The 11,684-nt window shown below is 72.1% G+C and carries 13 protein-coding genes; 10 read left to right on the top strand and 3 right to left on the bottom strand.

The genetic code is table 11. The features are described 5' to 3' along the window. Nucleotides 1-544 (top strand): hypothetical protein (locus VIU94_RS02895; protein ID WP_331907161.1); only part of this gene is annotated, 544 nt, incomplete at its 5' end. A 16-nt stretch (nt 545-560) separates the two neighbouring features. Here the strand turns inward: VIU94_RS02895 and VIU94_RS02900 are convergent. Both VIU94_RS02900 and VIU94_RS02905 read right to left on the bottom strand, forming a co-directional pair. Next, nucleotides 561-1,949, bottom strand: a complete 1,389-nt coding sequence (locus VIU94_RS02900) for a serine hydrolase domain-containing protein (RefSeq protein ID WP_331907163.1) — start codon at nt 1,947-1,949, stop codon at nt 561-563. A 172-nt stretch (nt 1,950-2,121) separates the two neighbouring features. After that, entirely contained in the window at nt 2,122-3,297 is a 1,176-nt protein-coding gene (locus tag VIU94_RS02905; protein ID WP_331907165.1) for a winged helix DNA-binding domain-containing protein, read from the bottom strand. A 136-nt stretch (nt 3,298-3,433) separates the two neighbouring features. Here VIU94_RS02905 and VIU94_RS02910 point away from each other — a divergent pair, with 136 nt between their 5' ends. The 6 genes from VIU94_RS02910 (at nt 3,434) to VIU94_RS02935 (ending at nt 9,463) form a co-directional block, all read left to right on the top strand. Beyond that, the gene (locus tag VIU94_RS02910) at nt 3,434-4,774 is read left to right on the top strand and encodes a 6-phospho-beta-glucosidase (RefSeq protein ID WP_331907183.1); all 1,341 of its coding nucleotides are present in this window, start codon (nt 3,434-3,436) and stop codon (nt 4,772-4,774) included. 111 nt (nt 4,775-4,885) lie between these two features. Next, nucleotides 4,886-5,716, top strand: coding sequence for an ABC transporter substrate-binding protein (locus VIU94_RS02915; RefSeq protein ID WP_331907167.1), 831 nt, complete (start codon nt 4,886-4,888; stop codon nt 5,714-5,716). Between the two features lie 2 nt (nt 5,717-5,718). After that, entirely contained in the window at nt 5,719-6,507 is a 789-nt protein-coding gene (locus VIU94_RS02920) for an amino acid ABC transporter permease (protein WP_331907185.1), read from the top strand. Between the two features lie 8 nt (nt 6,508-6,515). Beyond that, nucleotides 6,516-7,259, top strand: a complete 744-nt coding sequence (locus VIU94_RS02925; RefSeq protein ID WP_331907169.1) for an amino acid ABC transporter ATP-binding protein — start codon at nt 6,516-6,518, stop codon at nt 7,257-7,259. A gap of 132 nt (nt 7,260-7,391) precedes the next feature. Beyond that, nucleotides 7,392-8,165, top strand: coding sequence for an alpha/beta fold hydrolase (locus tag VIU94_RS02930; protein WP_331907171.1), 774 nt, complete (start codon nt 7,392-7,394; stop codon nt 8,163-8,165). Between the two features lie 98 nt (nt 8,166-8,263). Next, nucleotides 8,264-9,463: an FAD-dependent monooxygenase gene (locus VIU94_RS02935; RefSeq protein WP_331907173.1), complete on the top strand. Its 1,200-nt coding sequence runs from the start codon at nt 8,264-8,266 to the stop codon at nt 9,461-9,463. Between the two features lie 24 nt (nt 9,464-9,487). Here VIU94_RS02935 and nadE read toward each other — a convergent pair whose 3' ends face one another. Further along, on the bottom strand, nt 9,488-10,318 hold the full coding sequence (gene nadE / locus VIU94_RS02940) for an NAD(+) synthase (RefSeq protein ID WP_331907175.1): 831 nt from the start codon (nt 10,316-10,318) through the stop codon (nt 9,488-9,490). Nucleotides 10,319-10,521: 203 nt separating this feature from the next. Between nadE and VIU94_RS02945 the strand changes: the two genes are divergently transcribed. The 3 genes from VIU94_RS02945 to VIU94_RS02955 all read left to right on the top strand — a co-directional run. Beyond that, complete coding sequence (locus VIU94_RS02945) at nt 10,522-11,049, top strand: GNAT family N-acetyltransferase (RefSeq protein ID WP_331907177.1); 528 nt, start codon at nt 10,522-10,524, stop codon at nt 11,047-11,049. Between the two features lie 69 nt (nt 11,050-11,118). Beyond that, nucleotides 11,119-11,340 (top strand): hypothetical protein, encoded by a 222-nt coding sequence (locus tag VIU94_RS02950; RefSeq protein ID WP_331907179.1) that lies wholly within the window; start codon nt 11,119-11,121, stop codon nt 11,338-11,340. A 68-nt stretch (nt 11,341-11,408) separates the two neighbouring features. Beyond that, on the top strand, nt 11,409-11,684 hold a 276-nt coding region (locus tag VIU94_RS02955; RefSeq protein WP_331907181.1), incomplete at its 3' end, for a TetR/AcrR family transcriptional regulator.

Here is an 11,684-nt window from a genome sequence, read left to right on the forward strand (position 1 = left end):
CGCCCGCGTCGCCGCCGTACGGCAGGGGAGGTCTCGCATGCCGACGACTCCGCCCCCTCCCGGCTGGGGACCCCGGCCGCCGGAGGGACCGCCGCCCGGGCCGCCGGGCCCGTCCTCCTGGGGCGCGCCGCCGCCTCCGCCGAAGCGGAGGAACACCTGCCTCATCGTCGCCCTGATCCTCGGCGGCCTCGCGATCCTCACGGTCGTCGGCGTCATCATCGCGATCGTGGCCGTCGACAGGACGGTGAAGCTGCCGCCGGGCAAAGGCGTCGCCCGTGACGTCGAGATCACCGCCTGCGAGGTCGCCGGCGACAGCCGGTGGCCGCGCGCCGACCTGACCGTCACCAACCACAGCAGCAAGACCAGCGACTACGTCATCAGCGTCGAGTTCGTGACGAGCTCCGGAACCCGCGTCGCCGAGGCGGCGACCACCGTGGACAACCTCGCCCCCGACCAGGTGGCGAAGGAGCGGGCACAGAGCCTCACCCAGGTCGACGGCCCCATCACCTGCAACATCACCAACGTGACCCGCTTCGCCGACTGAGGGCGCCGACCGGCGCCTATCGGACGGCGGCGGCCCGGAGGTCCAGCTGCTCCGGCGCGACCAGCGGGTGCGCGAACGGCACCGCCGGAGCCTTCGCGGCGGCAGACGCGCTCTTGCGGGCGGCCTTGCCCGGCGCGGCCAGCGCCCCGTCCACGTATGCGACGAGCGCGTCGGTGACCGGGTCCGGCTTCGGCTTCCCCTCCTCGTCGAAGCGCTGGTACTTCATCAGGTTGTAGGCGATCGCCACCTGCTTGCGGCCGTCCTCCGTGGACAGCGCCCAGGTGCCCGCACCGAAGACCGCGCCGTCGTGGCCCCAGTACCAGCCGCCGCTCGGCAGCTGCAGCGTGTACAGGCCGAGCCCGTACCGCATGCGCGCCTCCTCGCCCGGCTCGGTCTCGTACGCGGGCACGGTGGTCTTCATCTCCTTCAGCTGTGCCGCGCCGAGGAGTTTGCCGCCCAGCAGCAGCCGGTAGAACGTGGCGAGGTCGGACGGCGTCGACACCATCGCCCCTGCCGTGCCGGCCCACGACATGTCGTACTCGCTGTAGTCCTTGGCGGGCTCGATCAGACCGAAGAACGACTCGTACATCTTCGGGTGCGGCCCCGAAAGCCGGGCCGAGGCCGGGAAGTAGGTGTGCTTCAGCCCGGCCCGGCGTATGACGTTGCGGGTTATGTACGCCTCCGCGTCCCGGCCCGTCACCTTCTCCAGGAGCAGCCCGGCGAGGACGTAGTTGGTGTTGGAGTAGGCGTGCTTGCCCATCGGCTGCGCGGACGGCGCGGCGAGGCCGAGCCGGACCAGCTCCTCCGGCTCGATGTGCCGGAGCCGGTTGGCGTCCAGGGACTTGCCGGGGTCCTGCAGGATGCCGGGGAACGCGGGCAGCACGTAGTCGCCGATGCCGCTGGTGTGGTTCAGCAGCATCCGCACCGTCACCTTCTGGCCGCGCTCGCCCGGCACCAGCTCCGGGAGGTAGCGGCCTATCGGCGCGTCCAGGTCGATCCGGCCGCGGGCGGACTGCTGGAGCACGGCGACCGCCGTGAAGGTCTTGGTGATGCTGCCGATCCGGTGCTCCATGTCGGGGCGCATCGGCTGCTTGGTGTCGATGTCCGCGAACCCGGTCGCGCCGCGCCAGCGCGCGGAGCCGTCCCGGACGACCGTGTGCGCCCCGTACATGCCCGCCTTGTGGAAGGCGTCGAGGGCGGTCCGCAGGCCGGCCCGGTCCAGTGGGGCGGACTGGGCCACGGCGACGGCGGTGGCGGAACCGGCCCGGGCGTCGGGGCCGGCCGCCTGGGCGGGGAGCGTCCCGAGGGACAGAGAGGCGAGGGTGACCGCGGCGACGGCGGCGAGGCGGGCACGGCCATGACGGGACGTCCGTCCGCCAGTGGTGCTCGAAGGGGTCAGGCGCATGGGGAACAGGTCCTGTTCTCGTGGGAGGTGGCCTACCCGACCCATCCTCACCGCGCCGCCCGCACCCGGGCGTCCACCCTGGGAACGATCTTGTGCCCGGAAATCCGATGACAAATGTCATGCGGCCGCAGCGACATGACGAAGTATCAGACCAACGCAACCCCGCGACCTGTCAGGCCGTCAGCTCCTTGGTGAGCGGAGCCGGGAACCGGGTCGTCATCCGGTAGTGCGCCAGCCAGTCCTGCAGCGCCGCCGCCTCCGCCTCCACCGCCGCCCGGGCCTCCGCGCCGCGGTCGGTCAGCAGCCGCCACGCGATCTCCCCGTCGGCGCGCTGCGCCCACGCGCCCACGATCTCGCCGTTCCACCACACCGTGGGGCCGCCGTTGCCCGCGCTGTCGTACAGGAGCTTCCGGTGCGCCGGGTCGACGTACCAGTCGCGATGCTTCCAGCCCATCGTCGCCGGGTCCAGACCGGGCAGGAACGCGATCCACGGCTGCTTCGAACCCCCGGCCGCAGCGAGCTCCTCGCCGAGCCGGGCGCACGCGAGGACCAGCCCCGTCCCCTCCGCCAGTTCGACCTCGACCGGGCCGATCCGCCCCAGCGCCTCGCGCACCTGGCCGTTCGGCCAGCCCGTCCACCACGCGATGTCCTCGGCCGTGCCGGGGCCGTAGCACGCGAGCCATCTTCGGACCAGCTCCGCCCGCGCCTCCGCCGGATCCATCGGCGGCATCTCCGGGGCCACCGAGTAGCGGAACTGGTTCGACGTCCAGCCGCCCAGCGGCCGGCCGCGCCGGATCCGCCCCTCCATCGCCAACAGCCGCAGCACCCAGCCGCCCACCCGCTGCGTCGCCTGGTACGGCTTGCCCGGCGACAGCACGATCGTCTCCTGGAGCGCGGGCACCTCGGCCGTCAGCTCGACCGCCCCGGCCTCGCCCAGCCGGGTCAGGGCGGCCAGCGCGGCCGTCTCGGCAGCGTTCAGCCACCGCTCATTGCGTGCCGGCCCGGTCGCCGCCAGGTGCTTGAGCAGCACCGCGCGCTCCCGCTTCGCGATCGCCTCCGACGTGGAGTGGTGGAAGACCGGCACCAGATCCGTCGGGACGACGAACAGCGTGCGCCGCATGCAGTGCATGCGCAGCAGCGTCCGGTCCTCGTACAGCGCCCGGTCCACGTCCGCCGGCGAGGGCTCGCGCACTCGTGCCCGCGCGGACAGCACCACGCTGGCGGCGTCGGTGGCGTGCAGCCCCACCAGCGTCTCGGCCACGTCCTCTACCAGCCCGGCCCGGTCCCCGGGCGCCAGCAGATGACGGTGTCCGAGCAGCTCGCGGCGTTCGGCAGGAGTGATCCGCATGTACTCAGCCTAGGCTCCGCGCCCGCCCTTCGCGCCGTCCAACACCGCGCCCGCCCCCTCGGCGTGTCCGGCTTACGGCGTGGCCCGGGGGCCGCCCAGTAGGGTGCACGGTGTGCTTGCCGAACGACGACACCGGGTGACCCTGACCATCCTCGGCGGGGGCGGCTTCCGCGTCCCGCTCGTGTACGGCGCCCTCCTCGGCGACCGGCGCGAGGGCCGCGTCACGCACGTCACGCTGCACGACGTCGACCCCGGCCGGCTCGCCGCCGTCGCGCGGGTCCTCGCCGAACAGGCCGCGGGCGTCCCCGACGCCCCCGAGGTCCGCGTCACCGCCGACCTCGACGACGCCCTGCGCGGTGCCGACTTCGTCTTCTCCGCCATCCGCGTCGGCGGCCTGGAGGGCCGCGCGGCCGACGAACGCGTCGCGCTCGACGAGGGCGTCCTCGGGCAGGAGACCGTCGGCGCCGGAGGCATCGCGTACGGACTGCGGACCCTGCCCGTCGCCACGGACATCGCCCGCCGGATCGCCCGGCACGCGCCCGACGCCTGGGTCATCAACTTCACCAACCCTGCCGGACTGGTGACCGAGGCCATGTCCCGGCACCTCGGGGACCGCGTCATCGGCATCTGCGACTCGCCCGTCGGCCTCGGCCGCCGGATCGCCCGGGTTCTCGGCGCGGACCCGGGGCGCGCCCGGATCGACTACGTCGGCCTCAACCACCTCGGCTGGGTCCGCGCCCTGCACGTCGACGGCCGCGACGAACTGCCCCGGCTGCTCGCCGACCCGAAGCTCCTCGAATCCTTCGAGGAGGGGCGGCTGTTCGGCGCGGACTGGCTGCGCTCCCTGGGCGCGATCCCCAACGAGTACCTGCACTACTACTACTTCAACCGCGAGGCCGTCCGCGCCTACCAGGAGGCCGAGCAGACCCGGGGCGCGTTCCTTCGCGACCAACAGGCCCGGTTCTACGCGGAGATGGCCGACCCGGCCGCGCCCGCGCTGCGCACCTGGGACCGCACCCGCGCCGAGCGGGAGGCCACCTACATGGCGGAGAACCGGGACGTCGCCGGCGTCGGCGAGCGCGAGGAGGCGGACCTGGAGTCCGGCGGCTACGAGCAGGTCGCACTGGCCCTGATGCGGGCCGTCGCCCGGGACGAACGGACCACGCTCATCCTCAACGTCCGCAACCGGACCACCCTTTCCGCCCTGGACGCCGACGCCGTCGTCGAGGTCCCCTGCCTCGTCGACGCCAACGGCGCCCACCCGCTCGCCGCCGAACCCCTGCCGTACCACGCCACCGGGCTCGTCACCTCCGTCAAGGCGGTCGAGCGCGAGGTCATCGCCGCCGCCGAGAGCGGCTCGCGCGCCGCGGCCGTCAAGGCCTTCGCGCTCCACCCGCTCGTCGACTCCGTCGGCGTCGCCCGCCGGCTCTTGGACGGCTACACCGCGGTCCATCCCGGACTCGGGTACCTCAGCTGATCGCTGACGCCCCCTGGCGTTTCCTGATCGACTCCGACATTCTGTGCGTCATTCGTGAGCGCGGACCGATGTCGATCCGCACCGTTCCGGCCCGCAGCACAAGGGGAATGCATGAGCTCGTTCCGCCTGTCCTACCGCCGTTTCGCTGTCATGTCCCTGCCTCTCGTCCTGGCCGCGTCGCTCACCGCCTGCGGCAGCGGCGACGAGGGCGCCACCGTCAAGGGCGCCAAGCTCGTCAAGTCCGGTCAGCTGACCACCTGCACCCATCTCCCGTACGCCCCCTTCCAGTCCGAAAAGGACGGCAAGGTCGTCGGGTTCGACGTCTCGATGATCGACCTGGTCGCCGCCGACCTCGGCGTGAAGCAGGTCGTCGTGGACAAGTCCTTCGAGACCATCAAGACCGGCGCCGACCTCAACGCGGCCGTCTGCGACGTCGCCGCCGCCGGCATGACGATCACCGACGAGCGCAAGAAGAACCTCGACTTCTCCGTGCCCTACTTCGACGCCACCCAGGCCCTGCTCGCCCGCAAGGGCGTCAAGGCGGCCACCGTCGAGGAGATCGTCCAGAAGAAGCTCAAGCTCGGCTCCCAGTCCTCCACCACCGGCGAGGACTTCGCCCGCGAGCACGGGGCCGACCCGCAGTCCTTCGAGAGCTCCGACGCCGAGCTCAACGGCCTGCGCACCGGCCAGGTCGACGTCATCGTGCAGGACTACCCGGTCGTGCAGAACTGGCTCAAGGACCCCGCCAACGCCGCGAAGTTCGAGATCGTCGGCAACCTCGACACCGGCGAGCAGTACGGCTTCGCCGTCAAGAAGGGCGGCAACCCCGAGCTGCTCAAGCTGATCGACAAGGCCATCGCGGACGCCAAGGCGGACGGCACGTACAAGAAGGTCTACGAGCAGTGGATCGGGCCCATGCCGAACGGCGCCGACGCCTCGTGACCATGTCGCCCCGCCGCCGGCGCCGCGTCGTGCGCGCCGTCCAGTACGCCGTCTTCGCCGCGGCCCTCGCGGCCGTGGCGACCATGGCCGACTGGCAGCGACTCCAGGAGCAGTTCCTCGAACCCGACGTCGCGCGCCGGCTGTTCCCCGAGCTCATCACGGTCGCCCTGCTCAACACCATCGCCTACACCCTCAGCGGATTCGCCGTCGGGCTCGTCCTGGGTCTCGTCGTCGCCCTGATGCGGCTCTCGTCGGTCGGCCCGTACCGCTGGGTCGCCATGGTGTACATCGAGCTGTTCCGCGGCCTACCCGCCCTGCTGATCTTCATCTTCGTCGGGGTCGGCGTCCCGCTCGCCTTCCCCGGGCTGCAGTTCCCGGGCGAGACGTACGGGCAGGTCGCCTGTGCGCTCGGCCTGGTGTCGGCGGCGTACATGGCGGAGACCATCCGGGCCGGCATCCAGGCCGTGCCGCGCGGCCAGCTGGAGGCGGCCCGGTCGCTCGGCATGTCGCAGTTCACCGCGATGCGCTCGATCGTCATCCCGCAGGCCTTCCGGATCGTCGTGCCGCCGCTCACCAACGAACTCGTCCTGCTCTTCAAGGACTCCTCGCTGGTGCTGTTCCTCGGCGTGACCCTCCAGCAGCGCGAACTCACCAAGTTCGGCCGCGACTTGGCCAGTACCACCGCCAACACCACCCCGATCTTCGTCGCCGGCCTGTGCTACCTGCTGGTGACCGTCCCGCTCGGCCAGGTGGTGCGCCGCCTCGAAGCCAAGCACGCGAAGGCGAGGTGAGGCGCGTCATGACCGCGGCCATCGAGATCAGGAACCTGCGCAAGTCCTTCGGCGACCACGAGGTGCTGCGCGGCATCGACTTCACCGTCGCCCCCGGCGAGGTGGTGTGCGTCATCGGGCCCTCCGGGTCGGGCAAGTCCACGCTGTTGCGCTGCGTGAACCTGCTGGAGGAGCCCACCGGCGGCAGGGTCAGCGTCGACGGCGTCGACATGACCGACCCCGACGTCGACCTCGACGCCGTACGCCGCCGGATCGGCATGGTCTTCCAGCAGTTCAACCTGTTCCCGCACCTCAGCGTCCTGGAGAACCTGACGATCGCCCAACGGCGGGTGCTGCACAGGGGAAAGGAGGAGGCGGCCGTCGTCGCCCGGGAGAACCTGGCCAAGGTCGGCCTCGCCGACCGCGCCGACAGCTACCCAGCCCAGCTCTCGGGCGGCCAGCAGCAGCGGGTGGCCATCGCCCGCGCCCTGTCGATGGGCCCCGGCCTGATGCTCTTCGACGAGCCGACCAGCGCCCTCGACCCCGAACTCGTCGGCGACGTGCTGGCGGTGATGCGCGCCCTCGCCGACGAGGGCATGACGATGATGGTCGTCACCCACGAGATGGGCTTCGCCCGCGACGTCGCCGACCGGGTGGTCTTCATGGACGACGGCCGGCTCGTCGAGGAGGGACCGCCCGCACAGGTGCTCGGCGACCCCGCCCACGAACGCACCCGCGCCTTTCTCGCCCGCGTCCTGCACACGGATGCCTGAGGCGCCTGACGGGGAGGGCGTGCGGTGGGTCGTCCATACCCCCGGGCGCGCTCCCCGGCGCGGTTGACCCGCCGCGGGGAGCCCGGGAAACTCGGGCGTCGGCGTCGACCACAGGAACCCCAGGGGGCATTGATGGCAGGTCAGATCCTTCCGCACGAGGTGCACGGCACGGGTCCGGTCCGGGTGATCGCGCTTCACAACTGGTTCGGGGACCGCTCCAGCTTCGACGCGCTGCGCGGGCATCTCGACGGGGACGCCTTCAGCTACGCCTTCGTCGACTGCCGCGGCTACGGCGAGGCGATCGACGCCGAAGGCGCGTACACCATGGAGGAGATCGCCGAGGACACCCTCGCCGTCGCCGACCACCTGGGCTGGGACGCCTTCTCCGTCCTCGGCCACTCCATGGGCGGCAAGGCCGCCCAGCTGATGATGCTGGACGCGCCCGGCCGGATCCGCTCGATCATCGGCGTCTCGCCCGTGCCCGCGGCCGGGTTCCCGCTCGACGACGCGACCTGGGAGCTGTTCGCCGGAGCCGCGGCCGAACACGGCAGCCGCCGCGCCATCATCGACAACACCACCGGCGGCCGACACGGCGACGACTGGCTCGACGCGATGGTGGACCGCTCCGTCGGCCGCTCCTCGCCGACCGCGTTCCGCGCCTACCTCGACTCCTGGTCGCGCGCCGACTTCCACGAGCGGGTCAAGGACAACCCCACCCCGGTCCTCCTCGTCGCGGGTGCCCACGACCCCGCGCTCGGCGCCGCCACCATGGAGTCCACCTGGCTCCAGTGGTACCCGAACGCCCGCCTCGAAGTCTTCGCGGACGCGGGCCACTACCCGACCGAGGAGACCCCGGCGGAGTTGGCGACGGCCGTCGAGCGCTTCCTCGGCCTGCTCGACGGCTGACCGGCCGGACCATCGGGCGGCTCCGCCGCCGACGCCCGGCACGGACTGCTACCCTGCGCTCTCAGTCCATCACCATGTGTCATTGCCGGGAGCACCCCTTGAAGGTCGCCTGCGTCGGCGGCGGTCCCGCCGGCCTGTACTTCTCGATCCTGATGAAGCGACAGGACCCGTCCCACGACATCACCGTGTACGAACGGAACTCCGCCGGAACGACCTACGGCTGGGGGGTGACGTACTGGGCGGGCCTGCTCGACAAGCTCCGCGCGCACGACCCCGAGTCCGCCCGCGCCGTCGCCGACGGCTCGATCCGCTGGAGCGACGGGATCGCGCACGTCAACGGGGTGTCCACCGCGCACCACGGCGACGAGGGCTTCGGCATCGGCCGGCACCGGCTGCTCGACATCCTCACCGAACGCGCCCGATCCCTCGGCGTACGCGTCGAGTTCGAGCACGAGATCGCCCCGGACGGCCCCCTGCCCGACGCCGACCTCGTCGTCGCCGCCGACGGCGTCAACAGCCGGCTGCGCGAACGGCACGCCGACCACTTCGGCGCCCGCGTCGGTGTCGGCCGCAACGTCTACACCTGGCTCGGCACCACCAAGGTCTTCGACTCCTTCACCTTCTCCTTCGTCGAGACCGAGCACGGCTGGATCTGGTGCTACGCCTACGGGTTCAGCGACACGCACAGCACCTGCGTCGTCGAATGCGCCCCGGACACCTGGACCGGACTCGGCCTCGACCGGATGAACGAGGCGGACGGACTCGGGGCCCTGGAGAAGCTGTTCGCCGACGTCCTCGACGGGAACGCCCTGATCGGCCGCGCGCAGACCGAAGACGCCGTCCAGTGGCTCCACTTCCGCACCTTGACCAACGAGACCTGGCACCGCGACAACGTCGTCCTGCTCGGCGACGCCGCCCACACCACGCACTACTCCATCGGCGCCGGCACCACCCTCGCCCTGGAGGACGCCGTCGCGCTCGCCGAAGCGCTCCGCGACACCCCCGAACTCCCCGCCGCGCTCGCCCGGTACGAGAACGAACGGCGCTCCGCACTGCTGTCCGTGCAGAGCGCCGCCCGCTACAGCGCCCAGTGGTACGAGAACCTCCCGCGCTACATCCGGCTGGCGCCGCCGCAGATGTTCGCGCTCCTCGGCCAGCGGCACTCCCCGCTGCTGCCGCACATCCCGCCCCAGCTGTACTACCGGATGGACCGGGCCGCCGAGCAGCTCGACGCGCTGCGCCGGTTCAAGCGCTGGCTCGGGCCGCGGGTCGCGCGGACGCTGCACGCGCGAAGGTGAGCGCGGATCCGGACAGCGGATGGATCAGGGCGCGATCGGCAGCTGACGCTTGTGCTCGGTGAGGCGGTAGCGGCGCACGATCGACGCGAAGGCCGCCTCGCCGACCGGCTTGCCCTCCAGGAAGTCGTCGATGTCGTCGTAGGTGACGCCGAGCGCGTCCTCGTCCGGCTTGCCCGGGTCCAGGGTCTCGAGGTCCGCCGTGGGCGTCTTCCATACCAGCTCGGCCGGGGCGCCCAGCGCATCGGCGACGGCGCGCACCCGGCGCTTGGTCAGCCCCGTCAGCGGCACCACGTCGGCCGCGCCGTCGCCGAACTTCGTGAAGAAGCCGGACACCGCCTCGGCCGCGTGGTCGGTGCCCACGACCAGACCGTCGTGCGCGCCCGCCACCGCGTACTGCGCGATCATCCGCTGCCGGGCCTTGATGTTGCCCTGCACGAAGTCCTGGTGGTGCGCGTCCTTGAAGGCGACCCCGCCCGCGATCGCGGCGTCGAGCGCCGCGTCGGAGGCCGGCTTCACGTCCACCGTCAGGACCTGGTCGGCCTGGATGAAGGAGAGCGCGAGCTGGGCGTCCTGCTCGTCCGCCTGGACGCCGTACGGCAGCCGCATCGCGTAGAACGCAGCGTCGTGCCCGGCCGCGCGGGCCCGCTCCACGGCGAGCTGGCACAGTCGGCCCGTGGTCGTCGAGTCGACGCCGCCGCTGATGCCGAGGACCAGCGAGCGCAGGCCGGTCGACGTCAGCCGCTCGGCGAGGAACGCGACCCTGCGCTCGATCTCGGCCGTCGCGTCGAAGGTGTCGGCCACCTGGAGTTCCTTGGCGATCTCCTGCTGCAGGGCGGTGGACGCCGGCTCGGTCACGGGTGCTCCTCGTGTGGGTCGGGGGTGGTGCGGATCCGACTCTATGCGGCCCGCACTCCGCCCCCGCCCCACGGCTCCTGTGACCCCCGCCACGGGCGTGTGACGTGCTTCACATCCGGGATGGCGACGTCAGAACTGCGCCTCCAGTCTCCCCTCCGAGCCCGGCCCCGTCCCGTCGGCCGCCCGGCCCGTACGGTGTCGCCATGGTGGGGATACGGGAGATGACGCAGGGCGACGCGGAGGCGGTCGCCGGGGTGCGGGTCGAGGGCTGGCGCCACGCCTACACGGGGATCGTGCCGCGGTCCTGGCTCGATGGGATGACGGTGGCCGAGGATGCGGCCCGGCAGCGGGCTCGGCTGGCGGACCCCGGGCGCACGGCCACGGACCTGGTCGCGACGGACCCGGACGGAACGGTGGTGGGGTGGGCGTGCTTCGGCCCGGACACGGCGGCTCCGGACGCGGCCGAGCTGTACGCCCTGTACGTGCGTCCCGACCGCATCGGGGCCGGGATCGGCCGCGCCCTCCTCGACGAGGTCCACGCCCGCGCCGCGGCCGCGCGCTTCACGTACATGACCCTGTGGGTCCTCGCCGACAACCACCGGGCCCGCCGCTTCTACGACCGCGCGGGTTACGCGCCGGACGGGGCCGCGCAGAGCGACACGTACGACGGCGTCGTCCTGGACGAGCTCCGCTGCCGCCGGGACCTCGGCGGCCGGGATCTGGCGCGGTGATCGTTCGCGGGCTACCGTGACCGGACCGGTGGGGCCGGGAGGTCCCGGGGGTTCGAAGGGGGATCGGACATGGGCGCAGTTCTCGTGCTGTTCGGGGTGCTCGGCGTCATCGCCGCACTGCTGATCGTGACGCTGCTCCGGCGCGGCAGCGGCCGGACGGAGAACGCAGACGGCCTGCTCATCGAGCAGGACCGCCGGCTCCAGGCACACAGCGACCGCACCTCGTACAACTCCTACGCCGCGCACAACGCGCCGCCCACGATGGGCGACAGCCAGCGCTACCGCCGCTAGACGGGCCCCTCAATCGAAACGCGTCGTAGCGTTTCGATTGAGCGACAGTACGCTGCTACGGTGACGGGGTGCCTACTGGAGAGAACCCAACCCGCCGCACCGGAGGCCGGATTCGCAATGAGGACGCCCACAAGGCCGTCCTCACCGCGACCGTCGAGATCCTCGAGGAGTCCGGCTATCAGGCCGTCACCGTCGAACGCGTCGCCGCCCGCGCCGAGGTCGCCAAGAGCACCATCTACCGCTGGTGGAAGTCGAAGGCCCCACTGGTCATGGACGCGTACCGCACGGTCGTCGAGCACCGCATGCCCGACGCCGACACCGGCACCGTGGCCGGCGACCTGACC

The sequence above is a fragment of the Streptomyces sp. genome (genome assembly GCF_036566765.1).
Classification (GTDB): domain Bacteria; phylum Actinomycetota; class Actinomycetes; order Streptomycetales; family Streptomycetaceae; genus Streptomyces.